Source organism: Geodermatophilus sp. DSM 45219 (assembly GCF_900104025.1).
Taxonomy (GTDB): domain Bacteria; phylum Actinomycetota; class Actinomycetes; order Mycobacteriales; family Geodermatophilaceae; genus Geodermatophilus.
In genome coordinates this window covers 968,512-985,437 of the sequence record NZ_FNIQ01000001.1, presented here as the reverse complement: position 1 = coordinate 985,437, position 16,926 = coordinate 968,512, and the positions used below count along the sequence as shown (strand labels likewise).

The 16,926-nt window shown below is 72.5% G+C and carries 13 protein-coding genes; 8 read left to right on the top strand and 5 right to left on the bottom strand.

Annotated features, from left to right (window positions below; translation table 11 throughout):
- Nucleotide 1: 1 nt before the first annotated feature.
- The 5 genes from BLR12_RS04745 to BLR12_RS04725 all read right to left on the bottom strand — a co-directional run bounded on the left by BLR12_RS04745 (nt 2) and on the right by BLR12_RS04725 (nt 6,178).
- Nucleotides 2–1,264, bottom strand: coding sequence for a glycoside hydrolase family 6 protein (locus tag BLR12_RS04745; RefSeq protein ID WP_218120537.1), 1,263 nt, complete (start codon nt 1,262–1,264; stop codon nt 2–4).
- A 129-nt stretch (nt 1,265–1,393) separates the two neighbouring features.
- Nucleotides 1,394–3,010, bottom strand: a complete 1,617-nt coding sequence (locus BLR12_RS04735; protein ID WP_091374029.1) for a long-chain fatty acid--CoA ligase — start codon at nt 3,008–3,010, stop codon at nt 1,394–1,396.
- 226 nt (nt 3,011–3,236) lie between these two features.
- Nucleotides 3,237–3,452, bottom strand: coding sequence for a hypothetical protein (locus BLR12_RS23910; protein WP_143018699.1), 216 nt, complete (start codon nt 3,450–3,452; stop codon nt 3,237–3,239).
- Nucleotides 3,453–3,495: 43 nt separating this feature from the next.
- Nucleotides 3,496–4,665: a hypothetical protein gene (locus BLR12_RS23905; protein ID WP_143018698.1), complete on the bottom strand. Its 1,170-nt coding sequence runs from the start codon at nt 4,663–4,665 to the stop codon at nt 3,496–3,498.
- A gap of 310 nt (nt 4,666–4,975) precedes the next feature.
- Nucleotides 4,976–6,178 carry a cytochrome P450 gene (locus BLR12_RS04725; protein ID WP_091374024.1) on the bottom strand — a complete coding sequence of 401 codons (1,203 nt, stop codon included), beginning with the start codon at nt 6,176–6,178 and terminating at the stop codon, nt 4,976–4,978.
- A gap of 92 nt (nt 6,179–6,270) precedes the next feature.
- Between BLR12_RS04725 and BLR12_RS04720 the strand changes: the two genes are divergently transcribed.
- The 8 genes from BLR12_RS04720 (at nt 6,271) to araA (ending at nt 16,924) form a co-directional block, all read left to right on the top strand.
- On the top strand, nt 6,271–7,206 hold the full coding sequence (locus BLR12_RS04720; protein ID WP_091374021.1) for a DUF5926 family protein: 936 nt from the start codon (nt 6,271–6,273) through the stop codon (nt 7,204–7,206).
- A 290-nt stretch (nt 7,207–7,496) separates the two neighbouring features.
- Nucleotides 7,497–8,654 (top strand): multiple monosaccharide ABC transporter substrate-binding protein, encoded by a 1,158-nt coding sequence (gene chvE / locus BLR12_RS04715; RefSeq protein ID WP_218120536.1) that lies wholly within the window; start codon nt 7,497–7,499, stop codon nt 8,652–8,654.
- Between the two features lie 179 nt (nt 8,655–8,833).
- A complete protein-coding gene (mmsA, locus tag BLR12_RS04710; RefSeq protein WP_091374019.1) occupies nt 8,834–10,372 on the top strand; it encodes a multiple monosaccharide ABC transporter ATP-binding protein in 1,539 nt (512 codons plus the stop codon).
- On the top strand, nt 10,369–11,634 hold the full coding sequence (gene mmsB / locus BLR12_RS04705; RefSeq protein ID WP_091374016.1) for a multiple monosaccharide ABC transporter permease: 1,266 nt from the start codon (nt 10,369–10,371) through the stop codon (nt 11,632–11,634). Before mmsA ends, mmsB begins: the two co-directional genes overlap by 4 nt.
- A 92-nt stretch (nt 11,635–11,726) precedes the next feature.
- A complete protein-coding gene (locus tag BLR12_RS04700; RefSeq protein WP_255363286.1) occupies nt 11,727–12,779 on the top strand; it encodes a LacI family DNA-binding transcriptional regulator in 1,053 nt (350 codons plus the stop codon).
- Nucleotides 12,780–13,032: 253 nt separating this feature from the next.
- The gene (locus tag BLR12_RS04695) at nt 13,033–14,724 is read left to right on the top strand and encodes a xylulokinase (RefSeq protein ID WP_255363285.1); all 1,692 of its coding nucleotides are present in this window, start codon (nt 13,033–13,035) and stop codon (nt 14,722–14,724) included.
- Entirely contained in the window at nt 14,721–15,401 is a 681-nt protein-coding gene (locus BLR12_RS04690) for an L-ribulose-5-phosphate 4-epimerase (protein ID WP_091374013.1), read from the top strand. Before BLR12_RS04695 ends, BLR12_RS04690 begins: the two co-directional genes overlap by 4 nt.
- 14 nt (nt 15,402–15,415) lie before the next feature.
- Nucleotides 15,416–16,924 carry an L-arabinose isomerase gene (gene araA / locus BLR12_RS04685; RefSeq protein ID WP_091374010.1) on the top strand — a complete coding sequence of 503 codons (1,509 nt, stop codon included), beginning with the start codon at nt 15,416–15,418 and terminating at the stop codon, nt 16,922–16,924.
- The last annotated feature ends 2 nt before the right edge of the window (nt 16,925–16,926 follow it).

Below are 16,926 nucleotides of genomic sequence, written 5' to 3'. Positions count from 1 at the left end.
GTCAGGCGGCGGCGCGCACCAGCCCGATCGCGTACGCCGGCCAGAAGGCGCCGGCCGCCGGACCGCCGTTGCACGCGCCGTCGGACTCGCCGGGCCGCTTGACGTACAGGAAGGCGTCCACCCGGCTCTGGCCGGTCCGCGCCGTCGGGCGCTCGCCCAGGGCGCGGCCCGACGGGTTGCACCAGTCGCTGCCAGGGCCGTTGCCGTTGCGGCTGGTGTCCACGACGAAGTGCGCGCCGCCGAGCAGCGCGGAGACCCGCTGGCCGTAGGCCACGTTGTCCGCGGTGGTGACGAAGTTGGAGACGTTCAGCGCGAAGCCGTCGGCCTCCGCGGCGCCCACGGCACGCAGCCGGTCGGCCGCCGTGGCCGGGTCCAGCCAGTGCGGGTGCCCGGCGTCCACGTAGGTGTGCGTGCCCGGGTTCTGCTCCAGCGTGGTGACGGCGGACCGCAGCAGCGCCAGCCGCTCGGCAGGGTCGCCGCACAGGTGGGCGAGCGCGTCGGGCTCCAGGACGACGACCGCCGTCCCGCTGCCGATGCCGGCCGCCACCCCCTGGACCCACTGCCGGTAGGCCGCCGAGGAGTCCGCGCCGCCGGCGGAGTGCCCGCCGCAGTCGCGGCCGGGGATGTTGTAGACGACGAGGACGGCCACGGCGCCGGCCGCGTCGGCGTCGGCGACCGCCCGGCGTGCCGCCGCGGTGACGTCGCCGCTCCACCCGCCCAGCCAGGTCGCCGTCGGCGCATTCGCCAGCTCCGCGAGCGCGGCGGTGTCCTCGGCGCTGCGGCCGCCCTGCGCCGCGGCCTGGATCGCGCCGGTGTTCAGGCCGTGGAAGGTCATGCCGGCCAGCGGGTTGTCGCCCGTCGCGACGGGCGCGGCGGGGGTCGAGCTGGGCGCCGTGGTGGTGGGGGTGCCCGCTGCGGCGGTGGTGGAGCCGGTCGCCGGAGCGGTGCCCGCGGGGGTCGGGGCGGAGGCCGTGGTGCTGCTCGCCGGAGGGGCGGCCGTCGTGGGTGCGGGCGGCGCCGGAGTCGACGACGTCGCCGGCGCCTGCCGGACCTTGCGGGCCTGCTCGATGGCCGGGTGCGCGACCGACGACGACGCCTCGGGGGCGATGAGGGACGGGGTGAGCAGTCCGGCGCCGACCAGCGCCGCGACCAGGCCGGACGTCCACAGCAGGCGCCGGCCCCGTCCTGCGCGGTGCCTGCCCCGGATGCCGGGCGACGGGGCGGCCGTCGAGCGGTTCGTGGTTCTGGCCGGAGCAGAAGGCATGTGCACAACGTAGTCGGACGATTCCTTCACGTCACGACTTGGGTGCACTCAGCGTGCTCGTGTCCTTCCTGCGAGTCACGTCATGAGGGTGGGTCCGCCCACGGCTGCGGACGGACCCACCCGGGGCGCTCAGCCCTTCGCGGGGAACTCGGCGAAGCGGGCGCGCAGGTCCTTCTTGGAGAACTTGCCGACGCTGGTCTTGGGCACCTCGTCGATGAACTCCACCGCGTCGGGCAGCCACCACTTGGCCACCTGCGGCTTGAGGTGGTCGAGGATCTCCTCCTCGGTGGCCGTCTCGCCGTCCCTGAGGACGACGCAGGCCAGCGGACGCTCGTCCCACTTGGGGTGCGGGATGCCGACGACGGCGGCCTCCTTGACCTTCGGGTGGCTCATGATCGCGTTCTCGAGGTCGACGGAGCTGATCCACTCGCCCCCGGACTTGATGAGGTCCTTGGTGCGGTCGGCGATCCGGATCGAACCGAAGGCGTCCATGGCCGCGACGTCGCCGGTCCGCATCCAGCCGTCCGGTGTCGTGAGCACCACCCCGGCGTCGGGGTTGTAGTAGTCCTGCGCGCACCACGGGCCGCGGACCTGCAGCTCGCCGGTGGCGGTGTCGTCCCACGGCTGCGGCTCGAGGGTCTCGGCGTCGACGATCCGCGCCTCCACGCCGAGGAACGGGATGCCGGCGCGGGCGCGCTGTGCCGCCTTGCCCTGGTCGTCCAGGTCGTCGAAGCGGGGCGGCAGGATGCCGGAGGAGGCGACCGGGTGGGTCTCGGTCATGCCCCAGGCCTGCAGGATCGGCAGGCCCACCTGCTCGCGGTAGGCCTCGCTCAGCGCCCTGGGCACCGCCGAGCCGCCGCAGCCGATGTCGCGCAGCTTGTGCGGGCGCCCGGCGAGGTGGGGGAGCACGCCCTGCCAGATGGTCGGGACGCCGGCGGTGAAGGTGACCCCCTCGTCGACGATCAGGTTCGCGAGCGCCTCGGGCTGCATCATCGGGCCGGGCATGACCAGCGAGGCGCCGGCGGCCGGCGCGGCCTGCGCGATGCCCCAGGCGTTGGCGTGGAACATCGGCACGACCGGCATCGCGACGTCGCGGATGCCGAGGCCGAAGGCGTTGGGCGCCATCACGCCCATGGTGTGCAGCCACGTCGACCGGTGCGAGTAGACGACGCCCTTGGGGTTGCCCGTCGTCCCGCTCGTGTAGCACATGTAGGCAGCCGAGTTCTCGTCCGTGACGGAGAAGTCGACGGGGGAGGCCTCGGACAGGAGGGCCTCGTAGTCGAGCACCCGCGGGTCGTCGGGGATCTCGGTGTCGCCCCCGTCGTCCATGACCACGACGTGCCGGACGGTCTTCATGGTGTCGACCAGCGGCCACAGCAGCGGCAGCACCGAGCGGTCGACGAAGACGACCTCGTCCTCGGCGTGGTTGGCGATGTAGGTCAGCTGCTCGGGGAACAGCCGGACGTTCAACGTGTGCAGCACCCGGCCGGACGACGGCGCGGCGAAGTACAGCTCCAGGTGCCGCTGGCTGTTCCAGCCGAAGGTGCCGACCCGGCCGTCCGCGCTGATGCCCAGGGCGTCGAGCACCCCGCCCAGCCGGCGGGTGCGCTCGGCCCACTCCGCGTAGGTCACCCGGGTGACCCCGCCGGGCCCCGCTGTGGCGATGGTCCCGTCGCCGTAGTGGTGCTCGACGTGCCGGAAGATCGCGTCGATGGTCAGGGGGTAGTCCTGCATGAGGCCGCGCATGGGCCGAATGGTGCCAGTGACCTGGCACACGTTCCACAGGTGTCCCGCGCTCCGGTCACCCCGGCCGACCTCGTCGTCCGGGCGCAGTCCGCACGCTGCAGCACGAGGACGGCGGTCACGCGGTCAGGCCGGCGGGGAAGGTGCACAGCTCCCTCCCGAGGGTCTGGTCGACGCCTGATCCCCACCGGAGGGATGCGGGTCGCCGGTGGAGGCGGGCGACGCTCGCCTACCAGCGACCGTTGAGCAGACGTCCACAGGTCTCCACCACGAACCGGTCCGCCATGACGATCGCGGCCGCCGTCCCCACCCACTGGTTGTCGAGATCCAGGTTCGCCCGTCCACTGGGGTAGCGCGGGCGGCTCGGGATCTGCAGTGCATGGGTGTCCTCGTTCCCGTACTCGCCCCAGTAGACGTTCCGCGCCACGAGTCCGGCGTGGACCATGCCATTGAACATGCGCGTGGTCAGAACGGCCGGATCCCGAGGCTCACGTCGATCGGAGAACGGCGGGGGTCCGACCAGGTTCGCCTTCTCGAGCAGTTCGGCGAGCTCTCGATGATCGATGCTGGACTGCGGGCTCCGCAACGCCTCCAGCACAAAGGTCCGGCTCCGACTCCCGCAGGGCCGTGGAAAGCCCCACGACGTGTTCCAGGAGAAATCGAGCCTGCGCGGCGGCAGCAGCGCACCTTCCCAGATTGACATTGCGCAGTGCGGCGCGTTGCAGTTCGGCGACAACGAGTAGTCGGGCAGCGATCAGAGCATGAGCTGCCTTCGCCGCCGGAGACGTGTTGCGGACCGCTCCCTCCTGCATCCTGCCGGGACCGAAGTAATCCACGAGGACGTGAGGTGCCATCATCGGGCGATGATCCCCGTTGAGGGGGCTGTCCCACAGAAGTGCGTCCAATCCCCCGATCAACTGGTCTTCGATGTTCACCGTCGGATGAGCCTCGGTGATGTCCACGACCCTGCTTCTCACGAGCGTGTAGGCCGGAGGTCCGCTGTCCGTCGCACGTGCGCGCAGACGCGGCACGACCCGAGCCAGCAGGTCCCAGGCGCGATGCATCGCAGTCACGACGACGGCCACGCCGGTCAACACGTCGTCTGCAGCCTTCGCGGCCTCCCGGTCCTTCGGAGACGTCGCGATGGCCGGAGCCGGGAGGTTGGAGGGCCGGGCGTACATCCGCCAGGACTCCGCTCGCGGGTGGGCGCGGGCGCACAGGTGGTCGTACACCCCCTCGAGTCCGGCGTGCAGGTGTGTCGGAAAGCTCGCGTTCTGGCGGGTCTCGTCCATGAGGCGTTGGACGCGGGTGGTCACGCTCGCTGGACCTGCATGCGGGCGACCTTCCTCGACCGACATCCAGCGGACGACCCGGTCAGTGTGCCGGTCGTCTACCGACTCGGACAGTTGCCGGGCACCGTGCAGGGCGCGTGCCGCCATCTCCAGAGCAGTTCGCGCCGTCGCGGCGGCAGCTGTGAACTGCGATCGCTCGACCTCTTCCAGGGCGACCGCGATCAGTTCGGCGGTGTGCTGGACGTGTGCGAACCAGGACCCCGCGATGAGATCGGCAGTTGCGCCCGGCCATTCGGGACTCCCGGCGGGAGGATGCACCGGAAATCCATGATCTCCTCGTCGGGTGCCGGCCAGGATCAGGTCCACCGTTCGTCGTCCTGGGGCCGTCGACGCGGCCGGTGATCCCATGCGCACGTCCACGAACTGGCTCTCAGCGGTCAGGAGAGATCGGAACGCAACCAGCATCCGGGAGAGGTGCGCGTGCGTCGGAGAGGGGCGGGTCCACATCGGGACGCGTAGTTCCGGGAAGGGGAGCTCGGGGAGTCCGACCCGTTCGCACGCCCTCTCCTCGCAATACGAGTCCGCGAGGTCGGTCCAATCAAGAGGTCGGATCGTCGCCACGATCGAGATGTAGCAGTTCTGCGGGAGGGTGGACGCGGGCCACGCCGGTCGGGTGTCAGCCCGCGAGCACGACCGGCAGCTCGGCCAGGCCGCGGATGACGAACTCCGGACGGCGCCGCGCCGGCGCCCCGAGCTCCAGCCGCGACGTCCGCTCCAGCAGCGCGCCGAAGGTCGCCTGCAGCTCGACCCGCGCGAGCGGCGCCCCGATGCAGAAGTGCACGCCGGCGCCGAAGGCGGTGTGCGGGTTGTCGGTGCGGCCGACGTCCAGGGTGTCGGGTGCGTCGAACGCGGCCGGGTCGCGGTTGGCCGCACCGAGCAGCGCCGCGATCTTCTGCCCCTCCCGCACGGTCACCCCGCCGACCTCCACGTCCGCGGTCGCCGTCCGCTCGAACAGCTGCAGCGGCGAGTCGAAGCGCATGAGCTCCTCGACCGCCGTCGGCAGCAGGCCGGGGTCGGTGCGCAGCCGGCCCAGCTGGTCGGGGTGCTCCAGCAGCGCCAGCAGGCCGTTGCCGCTGACGTTGACCGTCGCCTCGTGGCCGGCGTCGAGCAGCAGGATGCAGGTGGTGACCAGCTCGTCCTCGGTGAGGCGGTCGCCCTCGGCGTCGCGCACCGAGACCAGGTGGGAGAGGAGGTCCTCGCCGGGTGCGCGGCGGCGCTCTGCGGCCAGTCCGCGCAGGTACGTGACGAACTGGTCCGCCGCACGCTCGGCGGCGTCCTCGATCGCCGCCGTCCGGCCGTACTCGTACATCTTCACGATCGCGTTGGACCACGGCCGCAGCAGCGGCCGGTCGGGTGCCGGGACGCCGAGCAGCTCGGCGATGACGGCGACCGGCAGCTCCTCGGCCATCCCGGAGAGGACGGCGACGGGCTCGGTGCCGCCCGAGCGCTCGACCAGGCCGTCGACCAGCTCGCCGGCCAGCTGCCGCACCCACGGCCGCAGCCGCTCCACGTGACCGCGCGCGAAGGCCGCGCTGACCAGCCGGCGCAGCCGGGTGTGGTCCGGCGGCTCCATCTCCAGGAGCGCGTTGCGGTGGATCAGGTTGAAGCTGCCGAACCGCTCCGCGGGCTCCCGGTCCCGCCAGATCCGGCCGAGCCGCCGGTCGCGCAGCACGGCGTTGCTCTCGGCGTGGGTGAACGCCAGCCACAGCCCCATGCCCTCGTGCCACTGCACCGGCGCCTGCGCCCGGGCCCGCGCGAAGGCCGGGTAGGGGTCGGCGACGACGGCGGGGTCGGCGAGGTCCAGCGGCACCGGCGTCACGCCGGGTGAGCGTAGAGAAGGGACCTCCCTGCCCCCCACGGCTCGCAGGCTCGCCGCGGGACCCTGCGAGGGGGCCACTTACGCTCGTGCCCATGGCCCGCTCCGCGACCCGCAAGCGTCCCGCCGCCCCCGCCGCAGACGCCGGCGTCAACCCCAAGGCGCCGTGCCCGTGCGGCTCGGGGCGCCGGTACAAGCACTGCCACGGCTCGGGCTACGCCCCACCGGTGACCCGGCCCTTCGAGGGGCTGCCCGGCGAGGCGCACTGGGTGGCGCTGCGCGAGCTGGTCCCGGCAGCGACCGCGCCCCTGCGGACGACGGACGGCCGCGGCGTCACCCTGGCCAGCGTGCTCCCCGGCGGCGCCCCGGCCCTGGTCCGCGCCAACGGCGAGATCCTGCTCGGCGTCCAGCTGCAGGCCTCTTCCGACGACGTCAGCCGTGACCTGGGGACGGCGCTGGCCGCGGCGCTCGAGGCCCCGGCCGGCGCGCCGGTCGACCCGGGCCCGGTCGGGGGCGCCGGCTCGGCGGGGCCGCGGCTGCAGGACCTGGTCGACCTCCAGGCGCCGCTCGAGGTGACCGTGCACGAGGACTTCGGCTTCTGGCTGGAGGGCGTCGACGCCGGCGCCGCGGCGCGGGCCGGGCTGGAGCAGGCCAACCAGGCGATCCTGCCCACCGAACTGCTCCCCGGCCTCGGCGCGGCCTACTGGGTGCGGCCCAGCGGCGAGCGCGCGCACCTGCGCTGGGTGCGCCCCGAGCCGGAGGAGCGGCTGCTCGACGCACTGGCCCGGCTGCGCGCCTCGGGCGAGATCCTGCTCGGCGAGGGCACCCGCTACGCCGGCGCCTTCCGCGCGCACGGGCTCCTCGTGCCGGTGTGGGACCTCCCCGCCGACGCCCCGGCCGCCGACTGGACCGGCGCCGCCGCGGAGTTCCAGGGCCGGCTGGAGCGGACGCTGGAGGTGACCGACCCGCTGACTCCCGACGAGCGCCGCGCGCGGGCCGGGCTGCTCTCCCGCCAGATCACCCTGCGCTGAGAGAGCCCCGTCCTCCCCACCCCTCGGAGAGGGACCTCGGGCGGGCCGCGGTGAGCTCCTGGACGGGGTCGGCGGAGCCCGCGTCGGCGACGCACCGTCACTGCCTGCTCACCTCCGGCTGAGGCGACCACCCGATGCGGCGCACTCCCAGGTGCTCGTTACGAGACCGTGACGCCGAGGTGGCGAACAGGGGTTGACGGCAATGGGTTGTTAGCGCTCACACTCTTCCTGCTCGCCACGGGCGGGCCTGCGCCGGGTCGAGCGCGCAGCAGTCACGAGGAGGAGATCACGTGAGCAAGAGGCTCGGCTTCGCCGCCCTCAGCGCCGGCATGGCGCTGACCCTGGCGGCCTGCGGCGGCGAGGGCGCCGGTGGCAGTGGTGGTGCGGGTGGCGGAGGCGCCGAGGCGGAGGACCTGACCATCGGCGTCTCGATGCCGACCCAGACCTCCGAGCGGTGGATCGCCGACGGGAACAACGTGCAGGAGCAGCTGGAGGCCGAGGGCTACACGGTCGACCTGCAGTACGCGAACGACGACATCCCCACCCAGTCGCAGCAGATCGACCAGATGATCACCGAGGGTGCCGACATCCTCGTCGTCGCGGCGATCGACGGCACCGCCCTCTCCGGTCAGCTGGAGAACGCGGCGGCCAACAACATCCCGGTCGTCGCCTACGACCGCCTCATCCGCGACAGCGAGAACGTCGACTTCTACGTCACGTTCGACAACTTCCAGGTCGGCGTCGCGCAGGGCAACGCCCTGCTGCAGGGCCTGGGCCTGCAGAACGAGGACGGCTCCCCGGGCACCGCGACGGGTCCGTTCAACGTCGAGCTGTTCGCCGGTTCGCTGGACGACAACAACGCCTTCTTCTTCTGGGACGGCGCGATGTCGGTGCTGCAGCCCCTGATCGACGACGGCACGCTGGTCGTCAAGTCCGGCCAGACCAGCATCGAGCAGGCCGCGATCCTGCGCTGGCAGCAGGAGACCGCCCAGCGGCGGATGGAGGACCTGCTGACCTCCGCCTACAACGACGGCTCGCGGGTCGACGGCGTCCTCTCGCCCTACGACGGCATCTCGCGCGGCATCATCACCGCCCTGCAGAACGCCGGCTACGGCCCGACGCTGGACGCCCAGCCGCAGCCGATGTCGGTCGTCACCGGTCAGGACGCCGAGATCGCCTCGGTCAAGCTGATCCAGGACGGGGTCCAGAGCTCCACGATCTTCAAGGACACCCGTCTGCTGGCCGAGCAGGCCGTCGCCGCGGCGTCGGCGTTCGCCGAGGGCAACGAGCCGGAGGCCAACGACACCGAGACGTACGACAACGGCGTCAAGGTCGTCCCGTCCTACCTGCTCCCGGTCGAGACGGTCTTCGCGGACGACATCCAGTCCGTGCTGATCGACTCCGGCTACTGGACGGCCGAAGAGGTCGCCGCCGGCCAGTCCGACTGACCGGCACCCCCTGACCCGGCCGGGCCCGGCAGCACCGCTGTCGGGCCCGGCCGGTACCACCCGGGACCTCCCCGTTCCGGGCACCTGGCCGACCCGACCGGGTGAGCGCACACTCTCTCCACCATCCGCGGCGCCCTGCGAGCAGTGACAGGGCCCCGACGACAGGACGACGAGGTCCCATGGACGACCACATCCTGGAGATGCGCGGCATCACCAAGACCTTCCCCGGCGTCAAGGCCCTGGAGGACGTCAACCTCGCGGTCGGCCGTGGCGAGATCCACGCGATCTGCGGCGAGAACGGCGCCGGGAAGTCGACGCTGATGAAGGTCCTCTCCGGCGTCTACCCGACCGGGACCTACGAGGGCGAGATCGTCTTCGACGGCCAGCCGGTCCGCTTCCACGGCATCCGCGACAGCGAGCACGTGGGCATCGTGATCATCCACCAGGAGCTCGCGCTGGTCCCGTACCTGTCGATCGCGGAGAACATCTTCCTCGGCAGCGAGCGGCGCGGGCGCTTCGGGTTGATCGACTGGAACAAGGCCAACGCCGAGGCCGGGGAGCTGCTGCGCTCGGTCGGGCTCGACGAGAACCCGGTCACCCCGGTGGGTCAGCTGGGCGTCGGCAAGCAGCAGCTCGTCGAGATCGCCAAGGCGCTGTCGAAGGACGTGCGGCTGCTCATCCTCGACGAGCCGACCGCGGCGCTCAACGACACCGACTCGGCGCACCTGCTCGACCTGCTCCGCCGGCTCCGCGACCGCGGGATCACCTGCATCATGATCTCGCACAAGCTCAACGAGATCACCGCGGTCTCGGACAACGTCACGGTCATCCGGGACGGCAAGACCGTCGAGACGCTGAGCCTGCACGCCGGCGAGGTCACCCAGGAGCGGATCATCCGCGGGATGGTCGGCCGCGACCTGGAGAGCTACTACCCCGAGCGCGAGTCGCACCCCGGCGAGGAGGTGCTGCGCGTCGAGGACTGGACCGTCTGGCACCCCACCCAGGACCGCAAGGTCGTCGAGGGCGCGAGCTTCCACGTGCGCGCCGGCGAGGTCGTCGGGATCGCCGGCCTCATGGGCGCCGGGCGCACGGAGCTCGCGATGAGCATCTTCGGGCGCGCCTACGGCCGGAACATCACCGGCCGGGTCTTCGTGCACGGCAAGGAGGTCCGTCCCCGCAACGTCGCCGAGGCGATCGACGCGGGGATCGCCTACGCCACCGAGGACCGCAAGCACTACGGCCTCAACCTCATCGAGGACATCCGGCGCAACGTCTCCGCCGCCGCGCTGAACAAGCTCGCCAGCAAGGGCTTCGTCAACGGCAACGAGGAGATCAAGGTGGCCGAGGGCTACCGGAAGAGCATGAACGTCAAGGCCCCGAGCGTCGCCTCGGTCGTCGGCAAGCTCTCCGGCGGCAACCAGCAGAAGGTCGTGCTGTCCAAGTGGCTGTACACCGACCCCGAGGTGCTCATCCTCGACGAGCCCACCCGCGGCATCGACGTGGGTGCGAAGTACGAGATCTACACGATCATCAACCGGCTGGTCGCGGCCGGTAAGGCGGTGCTGGTCATCTCCTCCGAGCTGCCCGAGCTGCTCGGCATCTGCGACCGCATCTACACCCTGTCCGCGGGCCGGATCACCGGAGAGCTGCCCGTCGGCAAGGCGACCCAGGAGAACCTCATGGAGCTGATGACCAAGGAGAAGGAGCTCGTGGCATGACCAGGACCGTGCCCCCCTCGTCGGAGCCGGAGGCCCAGACCTCCACGGCGCCCAAGGACGTCGCCCCCGCCGTCGCCCTGCACACCGGGACCAGCGACGTCCGCGCGCTGCTGACCAGCAACCTGCGCCAGAGCGGCATCTACATCGCCTTCGTGGCGATCATCGCGCTGTTCACCGTGCTCACCGACGGGACGCTGCTCTCCCCGGGCAACGTCACCAACATCGTCCTGCAGTACAGCTACATCCTGATCCTGGCCATCGGCATGGTCATCGTGATCATCGCCGGGCACATCGACCTCTCCGTCGGGTCGGTGGTGGCGCTCACCGGCGCGGTCTCCGCGGTGCTGGTCATCCGGCAGGGCATGCCGTGGTGGGTCGGCGTGCTCGCGGCCCTGGCGACGGGGCTCGCGATCGGCGCTTGGCAGGGCTTCTGGGTCGCCTACGTCGGCATCCCGGCGTTCATCGTGACCCTCGCCGGCATGCTGCTGTTCCGCGGGCTGACGCTGCAGGTGCTGGACAACATCTCGCTCTCGCCGTTCCCGCCGGGGTACGGCCGGATCGCCAGCGGCTTCCTCAACGGGCTGATCGGCGGCAACGGCTACGACGCGTTCACCCTGCTCATCGGGGGCATCGCGGTGGCCGGGTACGCGGTCAGCCAGTACCGCAGCCGGATCGCCCGCATCAAGTACGAGCAGCCGGTCGAGTCCTTCCCGCTGTTCGTCGCCAAGATCGTGCTCGTCGGCGCCGTCGTCATGTACTTCGCGTGGCAGCTGGCGCACGCCCGCGGCCTGCCGATCGTGCTGATCGTCCTGGCCGTGCTGATCATCGCCTACAGCGTCATCACCACCCGGACCGTCTTCGGGCGCCAGGTGTACGCGATCGGCGGCAACCTGGCGGCGGCCACGCTGTCGGGTGTCAAGGTCCGGGCGGTCAACTTCTGGATCTTCGTCAACATGGGCTTCCTGGCCGCGATCGCCGGCGTCGTCTTCTCGTCGCGGTCCAACGGCGCCCAGCCCAGCGCGGGCAACATGTTCGAGCTCGACGCGATCGCCGCGGCGTTCATCGGCGGCGCGGCCGTGACCGGCGGCGTCGGCACGGTGGTCGGCGCCATGGTCGGTGGCCTGATCATGGCCGTCATGAGCAACGGCATGCAGCTCATGGGCGTCGACCAGTCCATCCAGTCGGTGGTCAAGGGCCTGGTGCTGCTGCTGGCCGTGGCCTTCGACGTCTACAACAAGCGGCGCGCAGGCGCGTCCCGCTGACGCCCGGGGCGGCCCCGCGGCGCACCCGCGGGGCCGCCCGGCAGGGCACCACCGACCGAGACGGCCGCAGGCCGGCTCCTCGACGGGGAGGGGTGACGGTGCAGCCCGAGGGGGCGAGCCGAGCGCTGGTCATGTCGGACGTCGCGGCTCGCGCCGGCGTCTCGCACCAGACGGTGTCCCGGGTGGTCAACGGACACCCGAACGTCGCACCGCACACGCGTGAGCGGGTGGAGCGGGCGATCCGCGAGCTGGGCTACCGGCCCAACACCGCGGCGCGGGCCCTGGTCACCGGCTCGACCCGGACCATCGGGTTCGTCGCCGTGAACATCAACCAGTACGGCCCCGCGCAGACGCTCGTCGGCCTGGAGCGGGCGGCACGGGCGGCGGGGTACTCGCTCAGCGTCACCGTGCTCGACGAGGCGACCGCGGATGCGATGCACGACGCGGTCGACCGGTTCCTCGCCCAGTCGGTGGACGCCGTCCTGGCGCTGGCCACCTACGACGACGCGGCCGAGGCGCTGCACCTGGTGCACACCCCGCTGCCCCTGGTCACCGTGCAGAGCGGCGGCGCGGTCGAGGAGCCGGCAGTCGGCGTCGACCAGGTCGCCGGCGCCCGCCTGGCGACCCGTCACCTGCTCGACCTCGGCCACCGCACCGTCCACCACGTCACCGGCCCGGCCGACTCCCAGGAGGCGCGCGACCGCATCACGGGCTGGCGGGCCGAGCTCGCCGCGGCCGGCGCCGACGTCCCGGTGACCGTCTACGGCGACTGGACGCCGTCCTCGGGGTACGAGGCCGGCCGGCTCCTGGCCGCGCGGCGGCGGGCCGGCGAGGACGTCACCGCGGTCTTCCTCGCCAACGACCAGATGGCCCTCGGCCTGCTCGCGGCGCTGCACGAGGAGGGCCTGGAGGTCCCGCGGGACGTCAGCGTGGTCGGCTTCGACGACCTGCCCGAGGCGCCGTACCTGACCCCGCCGCTGACCACGGTCCGCCAGGACTTCGCCGAGCTGGGGCACCGGGCCGTCGAGCTCGTGCTCGCCCGGCTCGCCGGGCGCGAGCTGCACCTGGAGCCGGTCCCCCCCACACTGCTGGTCCGGGCGAGCACCGGCCCGGCTCCGGTCCTGGCAGCGCCCGCCGGGGTGTGACGACTGTCCCTGTTAGCGCTAACATCCCCGCGGCGACGTGGCCGTCCGGCCGTCGACGCAGCCACCGGGCGCAGGAGGAACCGATGACGGACACCGCAGGAACGGGCGACACCCCCGTCGTCGAGGTGCACTCCGGGACGCTGCCGGGCCGGGCCGACGCCGTCCGCGACGGGCGAGGTGCGGGGACCGGCGGTGCCGCGCTCGCCGGGACCCCGTGCAGGCCCACCGCTGCGTGGCGGGAGGGTCGCCAGCGATGACGACGGACGCCGGCGAGGCGATCACCGCAGGTCGCACGGCCCTGGGGATCGAGCTGGGATCGACCCGGATCAAGGCAGTGCTCGTCGGCCCGGACCACGCCCCGCTCGCGGTCGGCAGCTACGACTGGGAGAACCAGTTCGTCGACCGGCGCTGGACGTACTCGCTGGAGGCCGTCTGGGCAGGGGTGCAGCAGAGCGTCGCGGCCCTGGCGGAGGACGTCCGGCGACGCCACGGGGTCGAGCTGGCAGGAGTCGGTGCGCTCGGCGTGTCGGCGATGATGCACGGCTACCTGGCGTTCGACGGCGACGGTGAGCTGCTCACGCCGTTCCGCACCTGGCGCAACACGAACACGGGCCGATCGGCGGAACGGCTCAGCGCGGAGTTCGGCGTCAACATCCCGCACCGGTGGAGCGTCGCGCACCTCTACCAGGCGATCCTGGACCGCGAGGACCACGTCGGTCGGCTCGACCACCTGACGACCCTGGCCGGCTACGTGCACTGGCAGCTCACCGGCGAGAAGGTCCTCGGCATCGGCGACGCCAGCGGCATGTTCCCGATCGACACCTCCACCGACGACAGAGCCACCGCCGGTTGGTCCGCTCCGATGCTGGCCCGGTTCGACCAGCTCGCGGCCGAGGCGGGGGCCGAACTGACCCTCGCCGACCTGCTGCCCGGGATCGCCTCCGCCGGCCAGCCGGCCGGCGAGCTCACCGAGGCGGGCGCGAAGCTGCTCGACCCGACCGGGCGGCTGCGTCCCGGCATCCCGCTCTGCCCACCCGAGGGTGACGCGGGCACGGGGATGGTCGCCACCAACTCGGTCGCCCCGCGCACCGGCAACGTCTCCGCCGGGACGAGCATCTTCGCCATGGTCGTGCTCGAGCACGACCTCGCCGGGGTGCACCGTGAACTGGACCTGGTCACCACGCCGGCCGGCGACCCGGTGGCCATGGTGCACTGCAACAACGGGGCCAGTGAGCTGGACGCCTGGGCCGGGCTGTTCACCGAGTTCGCCCGGGCGCTGGGTTCGGAGGCGGACCCGTCGGCGGTCTTCGAGGTCCTGTTCTCCGCCGCGCTCGACGGCGCCAGTGACGGCGGCGGGATGGTGGCCTACAACTACCTCTCCGGGGAGCCGATCACCGACTTCGAGGAGGGGCGGCCGTTGTTCGTGCGGTCCCCCGACAGCAGGTTCGACCTCGGCACCTTCATGCGGGCGCACCTGTTCTCGTCCCTGGCCACGCTGCGGATCGGCATGGACGTCCTGCAGAGGACCGAGGGCGTGCGGCTCGACCGGATGTTCGCGCACGGCGGCCTGTTCCGGACCAAGGGCGTGGCGCAACGCTTCCTGGCCGCCGCGATCGACACCCCGGTGTCCGTCGGGGACGTCGCTGCCGAGGGTGGCGCCTGGGGGATCGCCGTCCTGGCTGCGTTCGCCACCCGGCGCTCGCCGGGACAGGGCCTGGCCGACTACCTGGACACGGCGGTCTTCACCGGCGCCACCCTGCAGACCGCTCAGCCCGAGCCGGCCGACGTCGCCGGCTTCGACGCGTTCATGCAGCGGTACGTCGCCGGGCTCCCCGTCGAGCGGGCCGCCGTGGACCACGTGGGGATCGGCCACCGGCGGGCCGAGCCGCAGACCGCCGGGACCGAGACGACCTCCGCCGCACCGACCGAGGAGCAGCCGGCATGACCGCCACCGAACCCCGCACCGAGCGGGGCACCCACCGGGCGCAGCGCGAGCACGTCGCCGCGCTGCACGCCGAACTGACCCGCAACGGGCTGGTCACCTGGACCTCCGGCAACGTGTCGGAGCGGGTGCCCGGCGAGGACCTGTTCGTCATCAAGGGCAGCGGCGTCCTCTACGACGAGCTGACCTGGGAGGGCATCACCGTCTGCGACCTCGACGGGAACGCCGTCGACGGGGTGAAGCGGCCCTCCAGCGACACCGACGCGCACGCCTACGTCTACCGGCACATGCCCGCGGTCGACGGCCAGGTGCACACGCACAGCCCCTACGCCACCGCCTGGGCCGCCCGCGCGGAGCCGATCCCGTGCGTGCTCACCGCCATGGCCGACGAGTTCGGCGGCCCGATCCCCATCGGCCCGTTCGCCCTCATCGGCGACGACTCGATCGGCCGGGGCATCGTGGCCACGCTGCGGGACTCGCGCTCGCCGGCGGTGCTCATGCAGAACCACGGCGTCTTCACCATCGGCCCGTCGGCGAAGGCGGCGGTCAAGGCCGCGGTCATGACCGAGGACGTCGCTCGCACGGTGCACCTGTCCCGCCAGCTCGGCGAGCCCCTGCCCATCGCGCAGTCGGACGTCGACTCGCTCTACGCCCGCTACCAGAACGTCTACGGACAGTGAGGAGAGGTCCCGCCGTGGTCGCTGACCCGTTCGACGGGCACGAGGTCTGGTTCCTGACCGGCAGCCAGGGGCTCTACGGCGAGGAGACGCTCCAGCAGGTCGCGTCGCAGTCGCAGCAGGTCGCGGCCGCCCTGGACGACTCCGCCGAGGTCCCGGTGCGGGTGGTGTGGAAGCCGGTGCTCACCGACGCCGCCGCCATCCGGCGGGCCATGGGCGAGGCCAACGAGGACCCGGCCTGCGTCGGCGTCGTCACCTGGATGCACACCTTCTCGCCCGCCAAGATGTGGATCTCCGGGCTCGACGCGCTGCGCAAGCCGCTGCTGCACCTGCACACCCAGGCCGACGCCGCCCTGCCGTGGGCGACGATCGACATGGACTTCATGAACCTCAACCAGGCCGCGCACGGCGACCGGGAGTACGGGTTCGTCCTCACCCGGCTGCGCATGCCGCGGACGACGGTGGCCGGTCACGTGTCCAACCCGCGGGTGCGCTCGCGGGTCGGCTCGTGGGCGCGCGCGGCGGTCGCGGTCGATGCGGCCCGGTCGCTGCGGCTCGCCCGCTTCGGCGACAACATGCGCAACGTCGCGGTGACCGAGGGCGACAAGGTCGAGGCCGAGATCCGCTTCGGCATGTCGGTGAACACCTGGGGCGTCAACGACCTGGTCGCCGTGGTGGACGCCGTGGAGGACAAGGCCGTCGACGCCCTCGTCGAGGAGTACGGCGACCTCTACGACTGGGCCGACGACTGCCGGCCGGGCGGGGAGCGGCACGAGGCGGTGCGCTACCAGGCCCGCGTCGAGGCGGCGCTGCGCAGCTTCCTGGAGGACGGCGGGTTCACCGCGTTCACCACGAACTTCGAGGACCTCGGCGGGCTGCGCCAGCTGCCGGGTCTCGCCGTCCAGCGGCTGATGGCCGACGGCTACGGCTTCGGCGGCGAGGGGGACTGGAAGACCGCCGCGCTGCTGCGCACCCTCAAGGTCGCCGCGGCCGGCCTGCCCGGCGGCACCTCCTTCATGGAGGACTACACCTACGACCTCACCGGGACGCCGAGGATCCTCGGGGCGCACATGCTCGAGGTCTGCCCGACCATCGCGGGCGACCGGCCGCGCGTCGAGGTGCACCCGCTGTCGATCGGCGGCCGCGAGGACCCGGCGCGGCTGGTGTTCACCGCGGCCCCGGGCGAGGGCGTCGTCGTCGGCTGGTGCGACCTGGGCGACCGGTTCCGCTGGGTGGCCGACGAGGTGGACGTCGTGGAGCCCGACGAGCCGCTGCCGAACCTGCCGGTGGCCCGCGCGGTGTGGCGGCCCCGGCCGGACTTCGAGACGGCGACCGAGGGCTGGCTGTCCGCCGGCGGGCCGCACCACACGGTGCTGTCCACGGCGATCGGTGCCGACGAGCTGACCGACCTGGCCGAGGTCTTCGCGACCGAGCTGGTGCTCATCGACGCCGACACGACCCGCCGGTCGCTGGCCAAGGAGCTGCGCTGGGGCGCGGCCTACCACCGCCTGGCCCAGGGCCTCTAGCC